Origin of the sequence: Pseudomonas sp. BP11-1-1 (assembly GCF_052112105.1) — a bacterium.
Classification (GTDB): domain Bacteria; phylum Pseudomonadota; class Gammaproteobacteria; order Pseudomonadales; family Pseudomonadaceae; genus Aquipseudomonas; species Aquipseudomonas alvandae.
In genome coordinates this window covers 279,320-296,426 of sequence record NZ_JAUTYU010000003.1, presented here as the reverse complement: position 1 = coordinate 296,426, position 17,107 = coordinate 279,320, and the positions used below count along the sequence as shown (strand labels likewise).

Below are 17,107 nucleotides of genomic sequence, written 5' to 3'. Positions count from 1 at the left end.
TCATTTTTCCGAGCTGTCCCTCATGAATCCCGAGCTTGCCAAATCTGCCGTCGAAACCGATCTTCCGAGACCTGAGCCCATCAGCTTGCGCGTTGCCTTCTGGTTCTGGCTGAAACTGGGTTTCATCAGTTTCGGCGGCCCCGCGGGGCAGATTTCGATCATGCACCAGGAGCTGGTCGAGCGGCGACGCTGGATCTCCGAGCGACGCTTCCTCCACGCGCTCAACTACTGCATGTTGCTGCCCGGGCCCGAGGCCCAGCAATTGGCGACCTACATCGGCTGGCTGATGCATCGTTCCTGGGGCGGCGTGGTCGCCGGCGCCCTGTTCGTCCTGCCCTCGCTCTTCATCCTGATCGCGCTGTCCTGGATGTACATCGCCTTCGGCGAAGTCCCGGTGGTGGCCGGCCTGTTCTATGGGATCAAGCCCGCTGTCACGGCGATCGTCGTTCAGGCGGCGCATCGAATCGGTTCGCGGGCATTGAAGAACAATTGGCTGTGGGCCATCGCCGCGGCTTCGTTCACGGCGATCTTCGCGTTCAACGTGCCCTTCCCCCTGATCGTGCTGGGCGCCGCATGCATTGGTTACGTTGGTGGCCGCCTGGCACCGGAGAAATTCCAGGTCGGCGGGCATGGCGCCGCGAAAAAGTCGTTCGGCCCGGCCCTGATCGATGACGAAACGCCCACCCCCGATCACGCCCGTTTCAGTTGGCCGAGGCTCGCCTTCCTGGCGATGCTGGGTGTGTTGTTGTGGAGCCTGCCGATGGGCTTGCTCACCGCGCTGTTCGGCTGGGAAGGCACGTTGACGCAGATGGGCTGGTTCTTCACCAAAGCTGCCCTGCTGACCTTCGGCGGCGCCTATGCAGTGCTGCCTTATGTCTATCAAGGCGCGGTCGGCCACTACGGCTGGTTGACCCCGACCCAAATGATCGACGGCTTGGCGCTCGGCGAAACCACGCCCGGACCGCTGATCATGGTGGTGGCTTTCGTCGGGTTTGTCGGCGCCTATGTCTCGCAGGTGTTTGGCGCCGACCAGGTGTTCCTGGCGGGTGCCGTTGCGGCAGCCCTGGTGACCTGGTTCACCTTCCTGCCCTCCTTCCTGTTCATCCTGGCGGGCGGCCCGCTGGTGGAATCGACCCACAACGAACTCAAGTTCACCGCACCACTTACCGCGATTACCGCGGCGGTGGTCGGGGTGATCCTCAACCTCGCGTGTTTCTTTGGCTATCACGTGCTCTGGCCAAGCGGATTCAGTGGAAGCCTCGACTGGCCTTCGGCACTGATTGCGCTGGCGGCGGCGATCGCGCTGTTTCGCTTCAAGCGCGGCGTGATCCAGGTGTTGCTCGGTTGTGCGCTGGTGGGCTTGGCCGTGCACCTGATGCGCTAGGGGCCAGAGCATTCTCCAGAGGCAACTTTTCCAGAAACAGATGTCTACCGGATGCGCGGTGCTTGCCGCCTCACTGGAGACGTTTTCCCATGCGCCCCCTCACCACCTTCGCCTTTGCAATCATGTGCGTGACGGCGCAGCAGACCCATGCTGAAGACCTCGACCGGGCCCGGGAGCAATATCGGCGTTATTGGGCACAACAGCGGGAAGCGGAAAAAACCGAACGGGAGAACGATTCGCACCAAAAGGCCCAGGAGGCAATGGCTCGGGAAAAACGCAGGCATTACGAGCAGAGCCAGCGTGACGACGCCAGGCGCAGGGCGGAGTTCTATCGCCAGCGCGACAACGCTCGTCGCCAATGAATGGAGCATGACGGTTGTGGAGATGAAGCGCGTCGCGTGAAGGATCTTGCCACGCGTCGAGGACCTGGCCTGACCGGTCCCTTGAGGCGCGGCAGGAAAAAAGACGCTGGCCCATGAATATATGAAACGTATATGCTTCATCTACGTTTCATATGGGAGCTACACATGGGCATTGTCAACATCGACGACGAACTCCACGATCAGCTGCGCAAGGCAACCAAGGTGTCCTGCCGCTCGATCAACGCGCAGGCGGCCTTCTGGATCAAGGTCGGCATGCTGTGCGAGACCAGCCCGACCCTCAGCTTCAACGAGATCATCCAGCGCGAGCTCAGTGACGCCGGTGTCACCGCGCAGCCACTGGAGGCCAGCTATCAATGATCAAGCGACCCGAGGAAGTGGCCTTGATGGCTGAATCCGGCCGGCTGCTGGCGTCAGTCTTCGAGCGGCTGGACCGGACCTCTTTGATCGGCTTGTCGACGCTTCAGATCGATGAAATGGTCGAGCATATGATTGTCCGGGACCTCCAGGCCCGCCCTGCCAGCAAAGGGCAGTACGGGTATGGCTTCGTGCTGAACTGCTCGATCAACGAGGTGGTCTGCCACGGAGTGCCGTCGCGCTCGCAGGTGCTCCAAGACGGCGACATCGTCAATCTCGACATCACCTTGGAGAAGAACGGCTATATCGCCGACTCCAGCAAGACGTACCTGATCGGCAACGTCGATCCAGTTGCCAGGAAACTGGTCCGGGTCACCTACGAAGCGATGTGGAAAGGCATCCGCAGCGTCCGCCCGGGTGCGCGCCTGGGCGACATCGGCTCAGCCATCCAACGCCATGCCACGCTCAACGGATATTCGGTAGTCCGTGAATACTGCGGCCATGGCATCGGCCGGCAAATGCACGAAGAACCCCAGGTGCTGCACTTCGGCAGGCCGGGGACCGGGCTCGTCCTGCGTGAAGGCATGGTCTTCACCATCGAACCGATGCTCAACCAGGGTGCGCCGCACGTCAGGACCGAGGCCGACGGATGGACCGTGGTCACGAAGGACGGGGCGCTTTCTGCGCAATTCGAACATACCGTGGCGGTGACGCCTTGCGGTTTTTCGGTATTGACGTTGCGTGCTGATGAATCGGGCATGGTGGACGACCGATAGTTTCAGCGTGATGGGCACCGCTATCATTCAATCGCTGAGATAACGTTCGAAACGCGCTGCCAGAAAGGCCCTCAACATCTGTACCGCAGGCGTCAGCGAAGTGCGGTGGGCGCACACCAATTGGAGCGGTGCTGGCTGGCCATAGTCCGGCGGGAAAACTTCCACCAGGCGGCCACTGCGCAGGTCGTCCACGACGTCGAGCCTGGATTTGTAGACGATCCCCTGCCCCGATACCGCCCAGCGCCTGACAATATCCGCATCATCGCTGATGCGATTTCCGGCAACCTGGACCGTTTCCACACCTCTGGGCGTCTGGAAACTCCAGCGTTCGAACGTCTGGTCCCCCATCACATAACGAAGGCAATTGTGCCGGCTCAACTCGGCGGGCGTCTGTGGCCGGCCATGGCGTGCGATGTAGTCCGGGGATGCGCACACGGTCCGCCTGTTGGAAGGCTCCAGCGCCAAGGACACGAGGCTCGAGTCGGCCAACTGGCCGTAGCGGATGCTCGCGTCGAGGTGCTCGCTGAACAGATCCGCCACCTGGTCGCTGACGCGCAACTGCAACAGCACCTTGGGGTGCAACTGCTGGAACTCGTCCAGCCACGGCAGCAACAGGTTGCGCCCGATGTCCGAAGGCATCGACAGCCGCAGCGTCCCGGCCACTTCGTCGCGTCCCTGGGCCAGGGCAAGCTCGCCGTCCCCCAACGCTTCCAATGCCTGCCGCGCATGCGCCAGGTAGCGCTCGCCGTCATCCGACAGACGCAGCCGCCTCGTGGAGCGCACGAACAACCGCACCCCAAGGCTTGCTTCAAGCCGTTGCACCGCGACGCTGGCGAGTGCCGGGGAGATGTCCAGCAACCGCGCCGCCGCGGAAAAACTGCCGACGTCTGTGGTGGTCACGAATACCTGGAGGTCATCGACTCGAATGATTTTTTTCACGCTGTAGGGTCTCTCGACAGAGCTTCACCAACCGGGGCAATTGGCGTTTTCATGGGCTTCGATGAAGATGCGGGCAGGATGTGCTGGCTCGGGTATCGCTCGGTACAAACGGGTAAATCGTAACGCGTTTGCCAGGCAAACGACTACGCCTGGATCGACGCCATGACACGTCGAACTAACGCCCAGGCATTGGACGGCCCGGGCGTTTTACACCGTGCGCCTGTCCTGTCGAGTCCGGATTCAGGGTGCGGCTTGACTGAGGCAATCGTGGCATACGCAGCAACAGGCTGATTTCCTCTGCGCTGACGGCCTTGCTGAAAAAGTGACCTTGAATTTCATCGCAGCCGTTTTCCCGCAGGAACGTTTGTTGCTCTTCGGTTTCGACACCTTCGGCGATCACTTTGAGGTTCAGTTTGTGCCCCAACGAAATCACCGCGGTGGCGATAGCCTTGTCGTTTTCGTTGTCGGGCAGGTCGCGCACGAAAGACTGGTCGATCTTGAGCCTCGCAATCGGGAAGCTCTTCAACGCTGCAAGGCTGGAATAACCGGTGCCGAAGTCGTCGATCGAGAGACTGGTGCCCATTGACTGCAGCGCCTTCATTTTACTGATGGCTTGCTGGAGGTCTTGCATGATCAGGCTTTCGGTCAGCTCCAGCTCAAGGTACATCGGCTCAAGCCCGGTTTCCTGCAGGGCATGGTTGACCCGGTCGATCAGGTTCCTTTCGACGAACTGGCGCGCCGAGATGTTCACCGACACGGTGATCGGCGGCAAGCCGGCCGCCTGCCACGCCTTGTTCTGTCGGCACGCGGTGTGGATCACCCAGTCGCCGATGGGCACGATCAGGCCGGTTTCTTCGGCCTGGGGAATGAACTTGATGGGCGACACCATGCCAAGCTCGGGGTGCTGCCAGCGAATCAACGCTTCCACGCCAATGATCTGGCCCGACTGCAAGTCCACCTGTGGCTGGTACAGCAGCAGGAACTCGTCATTGTCGAGGGCGTTTCGAAGCCCATCCTGCATGGCCAGCTTGCCCTGTACCTGGGTGTTCATCTCGCTCGTGTAGAACTGGAAGCTGTTGCGACCCAGCTCCTTGGCCCGGTACATGGCGGCGTCCGCATTGCTGATCAACGTATCGGTGTCTGCGCCGTCGGCAGGGTAAGTCGCCAGCCCCATGCTGCAGGTGACGTGGAGTTTATGGCCGCTGAGGTGGATCGGTTGCAGGATGGCTTCCTGGAGCTTGTGCAGGACGGGCGTCACGCCGTCGAGGTCCGAGGGCTGGTCGAACAGGATGATCACGAATTCGTCGCCACCCAACCGCACAACGGTGTCGGTCCGGCGGACGCACTCGACCATGCGCTGGGCCACCGTCTTCAGCAGTTCATCACCGGCACTGTGCCCAAGGCTGTCATTCACCAGTTTGAATTTGTCCAGGTCGAGAAACACCACCGTCACCAGCCGGTTATAGCGCTGGGCATAGAGCATGGCCTGCTTGAGACGGTCTTCGAGCAGCGTGCGATTCGGCAGCCCGGTCAGCACGTCATGATCGCCCATGAAGCGAATGCGCTTTTCCGTCAACTGGCGTTCGATGGCAATCCCGGCGAGGGGTGTCGCCAGATCGATCAGTTGCGTCTCGGCCCGGCTGGGGCTGCGCACGGTCTTGGCATACAACGCAAATGTCCCCAGTACCTTTCGCTCATGGGACAGGATCGGCGTCGACCAGCAGGCACGAAACCCGTAGGGCTCGGCGATTGAACGGTATGCCTCCCACAGCGGATCCTGCTGGATATCCGTGACGATCACCGGTTCTCGGCGATACGCCGAAGTACCACATGAACCGACGTTCGGACCGATTTCGATCCCGTCGATGATCTGGCTATAGGCTTTGGGCAAACTGGGCGCGGCCCCGTGGTGCAGGTGCTTGCCTTCCTCATCCAGCAAGAGGATCGACACCATCATGCCCTCCAGCTGGGACTCGACCAGGTGAGCCAGGCTGTCGAGCACCTCGGCAAGCTCGGTGCTCCTGGCGATCAGCTCCAGGACATGGCCTTGTCCGGCACGAATGATCGCCTCCTGCTCCAGCCGGCTGTTCTGCACGGCGAGCCGTTCAGTGGCGATGCTCAATTGGGCGGTTCTTTTTTCCAACTGAAGCCGGTCCTCAAGAAACTGATTCACCGCCCGCGCCATGTTGCCGATCTCGTCGTTCCCATGGTCCGCCATCATCAAATGCGTTTTGTCCGCATGCTCCTGGCGCAACTGCCGGCTTATCTCATTCAGGCGCACGAGCACATGGCGGCCCATGAAGACCCGGGTCACGAACCAGGCGAGCACCAGGCTGGCGCCCAACATGATCAGTACCCATTGCTGGCTACGGTTGGAGTCCTCCACCAGCCGCTGCACGGCTGCGCGATAGTCCTCGGTATAGGCATTCGATTGCGCACGGGCCAAGGTGACCAACACCCCGGCCTGATTCTGCAACTCCTCGTTGAAGCGCTTTATGACGTTGTGCTGATCGACGAGCATCCCGCGCAGGGAAAACAGATCGGGCTTGCCCATGTCAGCGTCAAGGGAAGCTGCCTCGGGTGACAAACGTTCATAGCGCATCCGCAGTCGTTGCACCGCCTCACCGTCAGCCGTCTGCGACAGATCGAAAAGCAACACCGCCCGCTCCAGGCTGGCCGGGGTACTGGCCGCCGTTAACCGGGCGGTGCGATCCTCAAGGGCCTGCTCGAACGTGATCTCGGTTTGCAGCAGGCTTTCACGCAACTGTGCAACGATGGTGGCGGTATTGCGGAACAACTGGCTCGACTGATGCATATCGAGTATCGCTACGGCACTGTTCGCGGCGGTCAACTGCTGAACCAGTTGGTCCAGGGCGCCAAGCTGTTCGACGGTCGCGGCATAGCTTGATCGCAGGACGTCTGGTGAACGGGTAGTCAGGAGCTGGTCAGTCTGGCGTTCGATCAGCAATGTACGCTGGACCATGTCCTGGCCATATTGCATGCGGACCAACCGCTCATCCGTCAGTTGGCGAGTGGCGTTGTTCGAGGAGCGCAACGCGTAGACCGCCGTGGCTCCCCCCGCGAGAATCAACAGCGCCAGCGCCACAAACGCCAGCGCAAACTGGGCGCGGAGTGATTGTGGCCAGAGCTGGCGTCCAAGCCGGGAAAAAATATCCAACATCAGGGGTTCCATTGGCGGCGATAGATGTCTCGATAGCCGTTATCCGGATCGTACTGGGATTTTTTTCCACCATCGAAGGCGACATTGTCGGCGTTGACCAAGTGGATCGGCGCGATGAAGCCGCTCACCGGCTGGCCTGCAAACAACCGGTTCAATTCGTCCATTACTTGCCAGCCATGCAGGTTGAGCGGCTCGGCGACGGTAACGGTCTGGTAGGTTTTCGCCTGGATGCGCAGGAAAGCCGAAGCGCTGCCATCCCCGGCAGACAAAAGACTGATGCCATTGCTGGGTATCGCGGCGCCGGTCAACGAGGCAATCGAATAGTCGAAATAGATATCGTTGATCGCCAGCGTGTGGGTCCAGCGCTTGCCATAGCGCTGGAGCAGTTCCCGGGTCACGGCAGGCATCTTCTCGCTGCTTTCGGAGATCGCGACATCGCGCACTTCCAGCATCGAACACCCCTGACAGGCCCGAATGACGTCCTCCATGGCCTTGGCTTTGGTCATGGCGATGCTGTACTTGGAGTCAGTGAGAATGACCACGCCGGCCTGTCCGTTTGACTGCGCCACCGCCGCCATGGCGGTAAGCCGTGCCACTTCAAGCGGGTCGCTCGTGACGTTCATGGCCACCGGCGTACCGTCAATCGGCCCGGGGTGCGCCCCGGCGTGCCAGCCGACCACCGGGATGTCCTTGTCGGCGAAGCGCATCAGCGCCGCGTTGTTCTCAAGGGCATCGGAGCCGCACAGCATGAGACCGTCGGGCTTCGCCGCCAGGGCATCGGAAAAAGCCTTGGCGCGACCGGACGCGGAGCCTGCGCCATCGAATATCCTCAGCGTCCAACCCATCGCACTGGCTGCCTCCCGGGCCCCCTGCGCGACACCGACAATGCCACCGTTGCGCAAGTCCTCTGCGACCAGCGCAATACTCTTGCCCCGCTGGGCTGGCGGACCGGCCTGCGGACCGCTCCAGCGGACGGCCCCGAGGGTGGCCTTGGCTACGATTTCCTGGGCTTGGGCCACCGTCACCGTGGCAGCCGCCTCGTTCGGTTGCTCCTGGCCGTAGCCGGAAGTTGCCGCAAGGAAACAGGACACCGCAATTGACGTCATCCAGCGTAGCGACGGCCCGATCAAACAGGTTCGATCACCCCAAATGAGGCGGGATCCAGGGCCGGTGGCGCGTTCATAGTCTGGCATGGCGTCCCTTTGCCAAGAATGCAGTACCGAAAGGATAGCCGGGTTCTGCAACTATCAAGTCCTTTTCAGGTCGCCGGCCGCTTCCAGGCCGGCGACCCTGGCTACGCCCGGCCTATTGGCGCCCCTCGTAGTTGACCATCCAGGCGATCCCGAAACGGTCTTCGAACATGGCGAAGCGTTCCGCCCAGAACGTCTTCGCCAAGGGCATGTGCACGCTGCCCCCCGCACTCAAGCCCTTGAAGAGCCGCTCGGCCTCCTCCGCGCTGTCGACGTTGAGAGAAACCGACACGCCTTGCGGCTTGCGATACGGCTGGCCTGGCGGGCAGTCGGACGCCATCAGGCTGAAGTTGCCCACGGTCAGGCAGGTGTGCATGATCAGGTTCGGGTCCTTGGGCATGCCGACATCTTCTGGCGCCTCGGCAAAGGACATGGAAAACAGCTCGCCGCCCAGCACGTCCTTGTACAACGCAAAGGCTTCCTTGCAACGGCCATCGAAGGTCAGGTACGGAATGATTCTCATGGTGTGCTCTCCTTTCATCGGTTTCACGACTGACTGGATATCTGCGCCCGCAGGCGTTCTTCCTGTGCCTGTAGTTCAGGGGTAAAACTCTCGCCGAATTCCTCGAGTTCGAAGATCTGGCGGATCTCGATCTCACTGTCGCTGACCATCGGGTTCGGACAGCGCTTGACCCAGTCGATCGCCTCTTGCAGTGACCGGACCTTGAAAATCCAGAACCCGGCGATCAACTCGCTTGTCTGGGCGAATGGCCCCTCGACGACGGTCCGGTCCTTGCCGGAAAACCGTACGCGCACGCCCTGGGCACTGGGATGCAGGCCTTCGCCGGCGAGCATCACCCCCGCCTTGACCAATTCTTCGTTGTAGGCACCCATGGCAGCCAGCAGCTCCGCGCTGGGCATTTCTCCGGCTTCCGACTCCGGACTGGCCTTGACGATCACCATAAATCGCATGCTCATATCTCCTGGGGAATGAATGGATCAGGCCGTCCGTGTGGCGGCTCTACAGGGTAGTCGAATGGCGATGACTCGAATCGACAGCGTGGCGGCGTTTTTTTTTCGAAGCGTGGTAAAGCCCGGGAATGAGTTGATCAGGCATGGCATTGCGCGATACCTGGCAGCCGAAATAGCGATTGGTTAGCCGCCCGACCCTCGCCTTATATTTTCAGGGTCAAAAAGTCCGTCGATGATAATAAAGCGAGAGTCCGCTCATGATTAAGATGCTAGCCGCTGTGCGCAGGAAACCCGGCATGACCCATGTTGAATTCCTCGACTACATAGAGCACCAGCACGGAAAGATCGCCCAAGCCAAGCCCCTGGGCGTCAAGCGCTACGTCCAGAACCACGTCATCGACGCAGCCTTTGGCGTCGATTCCGATAACGCCTACACGCAAACATTTCACAGGGATTCCATAACGGAATTGTTCTTTGAAAACATGTCGGACCTGATCGCCACCTTCAGCGACCCCTATACCCAGCAAACCACGGGACCTGATGCCAAGAACTTCGCTGACCTTTCCAAACAGGTTGCGCAACTGATGGATGAGGTCGAACTGTCCGAAACCGGCACATTGCCCACGAATTGGAAGGCCATGCTTTTCCTCAAAAAGAACCCCGCGGTGCAGCTCGAGGCTTTTTTCAGCGCCTGGGATCGCGCTCATGCTGCGGCAGCGAGTGAATGTCCGGCGTTCCAGAAGGCCCTGCGCAGGCACGTTCGCGCCCGGTATATGCCCGAAGGTGACCGGGTGACGTCTTATTTCGGGCCGGACATAGGCGTCTACGAAGGCGTTTCCAGCCTGTGGTTCGAAAACGAAGCGGACCTTCAAGGTTTTCGGCAGTACCAGAGGTCGTTGTTCCAGCAGCTTTCCGACGAAGGGATCGCGCTGTCGTCAGAATCGTTTTTCGTCTACGTGAAGGAAGTCGTCATTCTCGATCTGGGCCAATAGACCTTCAGCCATTACCGCCGGACGATTGTGAAATCAGGACCGGCCCGGAATAAAAAAGGACGACTATCAAAGCCGTCCTTTTATTTATGCCGGCCCGGGCTCAAACAGGCTCGGCCAATAGCGCGGTGGACTCGCGCATGATCTGGGCATGCTCGTCTTTATCACCACCATTCTTTTCCAGCTCGCACAGACGCGCGGAGTTCTCCACCACCAGTTGGCACCGCTCCCAACGTCGCGCTTCGAATCGGGCCAGGGCTGTCTGGAGATCACTTTCGGCGAGCAGTTCCTCAGCCAGCACGATGGCGCTCTCGATGCCAATTCCAGCCCCGGAAGCCAAGTGCGGCGTGGTGGCGTGCACGGTATCCCCGATCATCACGATGCGGCCTTGGTGCCAGGGTAACGGCACCAATAGATTGGCCAGCGGACGATAGTCGATACTGGCGCCCGACTCGTACAGCTGCGGCACCAGCGCTTGCAGGATCGGGGCTGGGAACTCGCCCAGCAGACGGGCCATCTCACCCGGCCAGGTGGCCGGATCGATCCACTCGGAAAAATCGCGGTTCTCCATCAGGAACATGTACATGTGCGTGTCGGAAATCGGATTGACACCGACCTTGGTGCGCCCCAGCCAGTGAGTCGGGCGGACGATTTCCGGCGGGCGCCTCAGCACCGCGCGCCAGACACTCTGATGGATGGGTTTTGGCGACGGTGCTTGCGGGAAAAATTCCTTGCGCATCCGCGAATGCACACCGTCAGCGGCGATGACCAGGTCATAGCGTCCAGCAGTCCCGTCGGTGAACGACACTTCAATGCCATCGTCCTGGTGGCTGATGGTGTCGTAGCTGATGCCGAGGCGCACGCGGGTGCCCACTTCCCTGGTTTTTTCGGCGAAGATCCGGGCCAGCACCGGGCGCAGGATGCCGCCGCCACAGGGGATCGGTTTATCGCTGACCGGAGGTCGAAGTGCCAATTGCACGATCAGCTCGCCTGCCGGTGAAAACACATCGAAGTTGGTCGACAGGTACCCTTCCCCAGCCACCCGCTCAAGGATTCCAATCGTATCCAGCGCTCGCAACGTAGGCCCACTGAGGGTGATACCCGCCCCCAGCGGACACCACAGCGGGTCTATTTCCACCAGATCGACTTCGACGCCCTGGCGGGCGAGCTGGATAGCCGCGGTCATACCGGAAAACCCGCCTCCGATCACCAGGACCTTATTGACTGCTGCAATCATCGCGCTCTCCTAATTATTCTTATTTCAATCGGGCGGACATTGCCTGGCGCACCGACAGGCTCTGCGACGACATCGAATCAACGCCGCAGAATCATGAGAATGCCGACGAAAAATGCCGGATCAGCCACGAGACTATCGAATCGGGAATCAGCGCTGAAATCGCTTTGCACAATCCGAGGTATCGCTGCCGGCGATGGGTCTGGCCAGTCCACAGATGACCAGCCACCCCAAACCCGTGGCGAGGGAGCTTGCTCCCGCTTGGGTGCGAAGCGCCCACAAGAAAGGGCCGTTACGCAGCCCAGCGGGAGCAAGCTCCCTCGCCACAAAAGCGCTCGGCGGTGCATCAGCCAAGAAGGTGCAAGCCCAGGCATCCATGGACCAGGCACAGGTTTCACACGCTTTCCAAGCCATCCCAGCAGAGGTATTTCACTTCAAGGAACTCGTCGATGCCCAGGTGGGATCCCTCTCGCCCGAGACCGCTCTGTTTCACGCCACCAAAGGGTGCGACTTCATTTGAAATCAGGCCGCAGTTGATGCCCACCATGCCCGATTCGATGCGCGCGGCGTTGCGCCAGATGCGTGCCGCGTCACGGCTGAACAGGTACGCCGCCAAACCGAACTCGCTGTCATTGGCCATCGCGATGGCCTGGTCATCGTTGTCGAAACGCACCAGCGGCATGACCGGGCCGAAGATCTCCTCGCGAGCGACCCGCATCCCGTGGGTCACATCGGTGAGCAAGGTGGGCTGGAAAAAACACCCGCCGAGGGAATGAGGTTTGCCACCCGCCAGCAGCCGGGCACCTTGTGCCAGTGCATCATCCACCAACGCCTGGGATTTTCGTACGGCCGCGTCATCGATCAACGGCCCGACCTGCACGCCAGGCTCCAGGCCATTGCCCACCTTCAGGCGCGCCATCCGCTCAACGATGCGCTCGGCCAATGCGTCATGAACCCCCGACTGCACCAGCACCCGGTTCGCGCCGATACAGGATTGCCCGCCGTTGCGAAACTTGGCCACCATCACGCCGTCGGCTGCCGCATCGAGGTCCGCATCGTCGAAGACAATGAACGGAGCGTTGCCGCCCAGCTCCATGGAGCATTTCTTGACCGTCTGCGCCGCTTGCGCCAACAACAGCCGGCCCACTTCGGTGGACCCCGTGAAGGTGAGTTTGCGCACCAACGGGTTGGCCGTGAGCTCACCGGCAATGTCGCGAGTGTCATTACCGGTGATGACACTGAAAACGCCGCCCGGCACACCCGCGCGCAGGGCCAGTTCAGCGAGCGCCAACGCGGTCAAAGGTGTCTGGCTGGCCGGCTTCACCACCATGGTGCAACCGGCCGCGAGGGCTGGAGCGGCCTTGCGCGTGATCATCGCGGCCGGGAAATTCCAGGGCGTTATCGCCGCGCAGACGCCGATGGGCTCGCGCAGTACGACGATGCGCTGAGTGTCCTTCACCCCCGGAATCAGATCACCGCGCACCCGTGTGGCTTCTTCGCCAAACCATCGCACGAAAGACGCCGCGTAATCGACTTCACCGCGCGCCTCCTCCAGTGGCTTGCCCTCCTCCAGGGTAATCAGCGTGGCAATGTCCTCGCGATGTTCGACCATCAGCTCATACCAACGGCGCAACACCTCGCCACGGCGCTTGGCCGTCAAGCGACGCCACGGGCCGAAGGCGTCGTGCGCCGCATCGATAGCCTGCCGGACTTCAGCTTCGCGACAGCGCGGCAACTCGGCCAGCACCGTCTGATCCACCGGGTTGCGCAACGTGTACCGACCGTGCGGCGTCTCGGCCAGCCATTGTCCAGCGATGTAGGCGTCGGTACGCCACAGCGTGGGATCCTTGAGTAAATGTTTCACTGTGCAATCCTCCCCATCAGCACGGATGGCGCCCGATCATGAAGGCGCTGTCCGGGTCCGAAGTCACCGGCAACCCCGACGCAACCAAGCCTTGGCGCAGCGACTTCATGAAGCGATCCGGGACGCGCATCGCCGGGGCACGCAACGGGCCGCCATTGAAGCCGGCGAGCCAGTCCTGGTATTTCCACATCGTCCGGTTAAGCACACCGGTACCGCCGGCGTAGCTCTGCGCGGCAGCGCCGTTGGCACTGCGGGCCGGATTGACCTTCCAATACAGTTCCATCGCCTCTTCAAAGCGCCCCGTGCGCGCCAGTTCGAACGCTTTCGGGTAGTAGTCGCTCATCCAGGCGGTGTTGCTGGTGCCAGAAAACTGCAGTTTCATCAGGCTCATCAAGGGGATCGCGTCACCTTCGATCGGGCAACTGATCACCACCTGATCACGGAAGTGGTAATACATCTCGCAAATGCCCGCCGGCAGTGGGAACCCTTGCTCCGATTTGATCGCCGCGATGTTCGGGCAATCAGCCAACAGCCGACGGACCAACTCCAGGGACATACCCGCCGGATGCACCCGTTCAAAACCCCACAACGGAATCGGAAACAGCATCACGGCAAGGTCCGTCGCGTCGCAGAACGCCTTGGTGTAGTCGTAGATTTCCTGCTCGTTGGTCGGCCAGAACTGCGGTGGATAGGACAGCAGGACAATATCCGCACCGGCATTCTCGGCGAGCTTCACCGCCTCGATGTTCTCGGCAAGCGTCCCAAAAGCCGCGTGGAAGAACAGGATCAGGTTTTTCCCCGACTCACGGGCCCAGGCCGTGAACTGCGCGTTCTCCTGGGGAGAGATCGCCAGTTCGCTGCACAGCAACGTGGCGCTGTAGCCCAGGCCGACCGTATGTTCAATGTCGTGGCGAATGCCACGTTCGTTGAGTCGCTTCAGATCGGCACTGAAGCTTGGGATGGTGACAGCCGAGCAGCCCACCAGGTTTTCCCGCGCCCAGGCACGGGCGTCCGCTTTCTTGTATGTGGCCATGATGATTTCCTTTGGACAGTGAGGGTTATTTCGAGACAGGGACAATGCTGGCCGGCAGCTCGATGCCGAGGCCTTGTTGCCGGGCGCGCTCGTACAGCGCTTGGGCGATGACGACGTCCTGCAGCGCCGAGCCCACCGATTTGTAGAGAACGATGTCGCTTGCCTGCTGGCGCGGGGTGACACGGCCCGCGACCAGGTCCGACAGCGCGACCAATTTGTCGGCGACATACACGCCGGCACTGATCGCGGCGATGGCGTCACCGGTATCGTGGAGCACCTCTTGCGGCATATCCGCGACAATGCAGGCGGCTCGCTCCATCGTGACCGGATCAACCTCCCGTTGCTCAGGCAAGGTGGAACCCAACGACACGACCGTGGCGCCCGGGCAAAGCCACGCGCCTTGCAACACCGGAGACTCGTCACGGCTGCGGGCGGCACAGATCACCACGTCAGCGTCCCGCACCGCCTCCTGGGCGCTGCTCACCGCCTGGATATCCAGCCCGGGCCTGAAGCTTTCGGCAAAACGCTCACGGCTCGCGGGCGTTGGACTAAACACCCGGACATGGGACACGTCGCGCACCGACTTGAGGCAGTCCAGCGCACCCCGCGCCTCGAACCCGGCGCCAATCACCCCCACCCGCAGCGCTCGCTTGGGCGCCAGCAAATCGACCGCCAGCGCAGCGGTGGCGGCGGTACGCAGACCGGTCACCCGGTTGCCGTCGATCAGCGCACTGAGGGCCATGGTCTGCTGGTTGAACAAGGCGATCAGGTAGCTGGCGCAGCGCGCCCGCATGGAAGCGGCAATCAACTTGCAGCCCATCTGGCCACCGGTGGGTGGTACGGCGGTCAAACTGCGCAGCCAGAGCCCGTCGCCACGTGCCATGGAACGAGGCGGCACCATCGCGTCGGACGTCGGATGGGCATACGCCTCGGCGAGTGCGGCGACGGCAGTGCCCCAATCGGCGAGAGAGGCAACATCGGCATCGCTGAGGAAAAGCGTCGGGGCGATGACTTGGGATTCTTGAGCGTGATGCATGGTGCGAACCTCGCAATCGGTATCAATCGTTGGTTGACTGACACCCTACGAGGCGCTCCCCGCACCGAATACTGCTGGGGAGCGAAAGCAGCTATCGCTTAAGTCGATGGCATGGACAGGTTGCAGATCAACCGGCGCACCTCACGGGAGGCACGCGTCACCGGGCGCCGGGGCGACTCCGCCAGGACAACGAAGCGCTCGAGGACCGGCTCGACGATTCGCGATGAGACCAATCGCTGATCCAACGAGCCCGGCAGCACCGACGCAATGGCATAGCCGCCCCCCGCCGCCACGACTTCGTACTGCAGCTGGACGGAATCGGCTTCCACGGCCACGGATAATTCGACACCTTGATCGTCGGCCAAGTGGTCGAGCCTGGCCCTCAACAGATGCGGTCGCCCGGGTACGACCAGGGGCAATCCAGATAACTGCTTCAACGGAATGTCCCGACTGGCGAAAAGAGGATCGACGGCAGGCCCCACCAGATGCAGTGGGAGCCTGGCCAGCAGATGCGCTTGCCCGATGCTCGCCTCGCTCTCGCGCAGCACCAGCGCCATATCCAGGCGACCGTCGTGCAACTGCTCTTCGAGTTGAGCACTGGCGCCCTCGATCAAATGCAACCTTACCCCGGGCATCTGCGCCCGCACCGTGGAAAACAGCGTCCCCGCGAACCGCCGCACCGCTGAGGGCAACATGCCCACGACCACCTCGCCCACCGGTTTTCCACGCAGGTTGCGAATGTCGTCGGCAAGGCCCTCCGCGTCCGCGAGCAGACCTGATATGCATGGCAACAGCTGTTCACCGAATTCGGTCAGGACCACGCCTCGTCCGGTGCGATGGAACAGGCGTTCACCACATTGCGACTCGAGCAAGGCGATATTGCGACTGACCATGGATTGCGGCATATCCAGCAATACGGCCGCTTTGCTGAGGCTGCCCGCCGCCACGACACGGACAAACAAGGTCCAGCGCGGATCGATGATGGTCAGCGCCGAGGCGGGGTACTGCGTTGTCGTTTCCGGCATCTGGGCGTTTTGGATGGTTGTCATGTCAGCAGCTCGTTGCGGGCCTGATGCAGGTACTCGCGACTGTCCTGGAGGTGCAGGCGCATGGCCGCGCGTGCGTATTCGGCGTCTTGATTGAAGATCGCCTGGTAGATCTGCTCATGCTCGCTTTGCATGCGCTGCTCGTAGTGCAAAGGCTCATCGTGGAACAGCCGCGCGGAATCCAATCGGCTGCGCGGAATGATGACCACGCCCAGGTTGAGCAGCGTGTTGGCGATGTAGTGATTGCCGGTCGCCTCGGCGATGCCCAGATGGAACTGGAAATCCAGCGCCGCCCGATCATTGAGGCTGACTGCCGGCTGTCCGAGCTGATCGAGCAGCGCTCGCAAACCGGCCAGCTGATCCGGGCGGCGGCGTTGCGCGGCGAGCCCGGCGGCTTCGACTTCCAGGCCAATCCGGAACTCCATGATCGCCAGGGAATCGACGATGACACCAATCGTCGCCGGGTCGATGAAGGTCTTCAATGACAGCGTGCTATCGCGCACAAACGTACCGATGCCGTGGCGTGTCTCGACCATTCCGGCGGCCTGCAGACGCGACATCGCCTCGCGCACCACGGTCCTGCTGACCCCGTGTTCGTGCATGAGGGCCGACTCGGTGGGCAATTGTTCTCCGCTACGCAGTCGCCCCTCGATGATGTGCTCGGAAAGCAGCACCTCAAGCCCTCGGGAAAGACTGCCGCGTTTTTTTCCTTCCGACGCACGCACG

At 61.5% G+C, this 17,107-nt stretch carries 16 protein-coding genes; 5 read left to right on the top strand and 11 right to left on the bottom strand.

Annotated features, from left to right (window positions below; all coding sequences use genetic code 11):
- The first annotated feature begins 22 nt into the window (after window positions 1–22).
- From chrA to map, 4 genes are all read left to right on the top strand, one after another.
- Entirely contained in the window at window positions 23–1,384 is a 1,362-nt protein-coding gene (gene chrA / locus Q7C33_RS08085; RefSeq protein ID WP_198795856.1) for a chromate efflux transporter, read from the top strand.
- Between the two features lie 89 nt (window positions 1,385–1,473).
- On the top strand, window positions 1,474–1,746 hold the full coding sequence (locus tag Q7C33_RS08080; protein ID WP_407683154.1) for a hypothetical protein: 273 nt from the start codon (window positions 1,474–1,476) through the stop codon (window positions 1,744–1,746).
- A gap of 165 nt (window positions 1,747–1,911) precedes the next feature.
- Window positions 1,912–2,124 (top strand): ParD-like family protein, encoded by a 213-nt coding sequence (locus tag Q7C33_RS08075; protein WP_030141658.1) that lies wholly within the window; start codon window positions 1,912–1,914, stop codon window positions 2,122–2,124.
- Entirely contained in the window at window positions 2,121–2,897 is a 777-nt protein-coding gene (gene map, locus Q7C33_RS08070; RefSeq protein ID WP_030141659.1) for a type I methionyl aminopeptidase, read from the top strand. Before Q7C33_RS08075 ends, map begins: the two co-directional genes overlap by 4 nt.
- Window positions 2,898–2,924: 27 nt before the next feature.
- Here map and Q7C33_RS08065 read toward each other — a convergent pair whose 3' ends face one another.
- The 5 genes from Q7C33_RS08065 to Q7C33_RS08045 form a co-directional block, all read right to left on the bottom strand.
- Window positions 2,925–3,827 (bottom strand): LysR family transcriptional regulator, encoded by a 903-nt coding sequence (locus Q7C33_RS08065; protein ID WP_407683297.1) that lies wholly within the window; start codon window positions 3,825–3,827, stop codon window positions 2,925–2,927.
- 184 nt (window positions 3,828–4,011) lie between these two features.
- Window positions 4,012–7,029 carry an EAL domain-containing protein gene (locus Q7C33_RS08060; RefSeq protein ID WP_407683153.1) on the bottom strand — a complete coding sequence of 1,006 codons (3,018 nt, stop codon included), beginning with the start codon at window positions 7,027–7,029 and terminating at the stop codon, window positions 4,012–4,014.
- Window positions 7,017–8,036: a substrate-binding domain-containing protein gene (locus Q7C33_RS08055; RefSeq protein WP_030141662.1), complete on the bottom strand. Its 1,020-nt coding sequence runs from the start codon at window positions 8,034–8,036 to the stop codon at window positions 7,017–7,019. Before Q7C33_RS08055 ends, Q7C33_RS08060 begins: the two co-directional genes overlap by 13 nt.
- A gap of 286 nt (window positions 8,037–8,322) precedes the next feature.
- Window positions 8,323–8,730 (bottom strand): VOC family protein, encoded by a 408-nt coding sequence (locus Q7C33_RS08050; RefSeq protein ID WP_030141663.1) that lies wholly within the window; start codon window positions 8,728–8,730, stop codon window positions 8,323–8,325.
- Between the two features lie 23 nt (window positions 8,731–8,753).
- Window positions 8,754–9,179 (bottom strand): YciI family protein, encoded by a 426-nt coding sequence (locus tag Q7C33_RS08045; protein ID WP_030141664.1) that lies wholly within the window; start codon window positions 9,177–9,179, stop codon window positions 8,754–8,756.
- A 296-nt stretch (window positions 9,180–9,475) separates the two neighbouring features.
- On the opposite strand from Q7C33_RS08045, the gene Q7C33_RS08040 reads away from it, so the two are divergent.
- On the top strand, window positions 9,476–10,171 hold the full coding sequence (locus Q7C33_RS08040; protein WP_225936047.1) for an EthD domain-containing protein: 696 nt from the start codon (window positions 9,476–9,478) through the stop codon (window positions 10,169–10,171).
- Between the two features lie 100 nt (window positions 10,172–10,271).
- Here the strand turns inward: Q7C33_RS08040 and Q7C33_RS08035 are convergent, their stop codons facing one another.
- From Q7C33_RS08035 to Q7C33_RS08010, 6 genes are all read right to left on the bottom strand, one after another.
- Window positions 10,272–11,405, bottom strand: a complete 1,134-nt coding sequence (locus Q7C33_RS08035; RefSeq protein ID WP_407683152.1) for an FAD-dependent oxidoreductase — start codon at window positions 11,403–11,405, stop codon at window positions 10,272–10,274.
- 391 nt (window positions 11,406–11,796) lie between these two features.
- A complete protein-coding gene (locus Q7C33_RS08030; protein WP_198795852.1) occupies window positions 11,797–13,266 on the bottom strand; it encodes an NAD-dependent succinate-semialdehyde dehydrogenase in 1,470 nt (489 codons plus the stop codon).
- Between the two features lie 16 nt (window positions 13,267–13,282).
- On the bottom strand, window positions 13,283–14,299 hold the full coding sequence (locus Q7C33_RS08025) for a dihydrodipicolinate synthase family protein (protein ID WP_198795851.1): 1,017 nt from the start codon (window positions 14,297–14,299) through the stop codon (window positions 13,283–13,285).
- A 25-nt stretch (window positions 14,300–14,324) separates the two neighbouring features.
- Window positions 14,325–15,335: an ornithine cyclodeaminase family protein gene (locus Q7C33_RS08020; protein WP_198795850.1), complete on the bottom strand. Its 1,011-nt coding sequence runs from the start codon at window positions 15,333–15,335 to the stop codon at window positions 14,325–14,327.
- Window positions 15,336–15,433: 98 nt separating this feature from the next.
- The gene (locus Q7C33_RS08015) at window positions 15,434–16,384 is read right to left on the bottom strand and encodes a LysR family transcriptional regulator (protein ID WP_261978301.1); all 951 of its coding nucleotides are present in this window, start codon (window positions 16,382–16,384) and stop codon (window positions 15,434–15,436) included.
- A complete protein-coding gene (locus Q7C33_RS08010) occupies window positions 16,381–17,106 on the bottom strand; it encodes a FadR/GntR family transcriptional regulator (protein WP_258647560.1) in 726 nt (241 codons plus the stop codon). Before Q7C33_RS08010 ends, Q7C33_RS08015 begins: the two co-directional genes overlap by 4 nt.
- Window position 17,107 lies beyond the last annotated feature (1 nt).